General features: G+C 57.7%; 1 pseudogene. It reads right to left on the bottom strand.

What is annotated here, in order from left to right:
• Nucleotides 1–574, bottom strand: a pseudogene (locus B7449_RS18610) (IS5 family transposase); the annotation flags it as partial.

Raw genomic sequence — 574 nt, forward strand, 5'->3', positions numbered from 1 at the left:
TTGATATAGTCTGCTGTAGCCGCGATGAGGATGACAGAGAGGAAAGATGCCGCGGTTTTCTCATATCGGGTCGCGACAGCCCGCCACTCCTTGAGCCTTGCCCACAGGTTTTCGACCAGGTGTCGGTGCCTGTAAGCCCATTTGGGACAAGCGACTTCTGGATCATTCTTCCTTGGCGGGATAACAGGACGAGATCCCCGGTCCCAGAGATATTCACGGAATTTATGCGAAGCATATCCGCGATCACAAACAACATAGGTCGGTGGGTGTGGCAGGTCGTCGAGCAGGGCATAAGCGGATGGCAGTTCATGTGCCTGTCCGGGCGACAGTGTGAAGGACAATGCCTTACCATGTCCATCCGCAGCTACACAGACCTTGGTGCCAAAGCCTCCACGTGAGCGGCCAAGCGCCTCACGATCTCTGCGGCGTTCCCTGTATCCCCCTTTTTAGCGGCCCCGGCCGCCCTGTGATGGGCACGGATCGTCGTGCCATCGAGAAAGACCATGCCCAATTCCGGGTCCGCGCCTCTTACCTTTTCAAAGAGGCGCTGCCACACCCCAAGCTTCGACCAGCG

Origin of the sequence: Komagataeibacter intermedius TF2 (assembly GCF_000964425.1) — a bacterium.
GTDB lineage: Bacteria > Pseudomonadota > Alphaproteobacteria > Acetobacterales > Acetobacteraceae > Komagataeibacter > Komagataeibacter intermedius.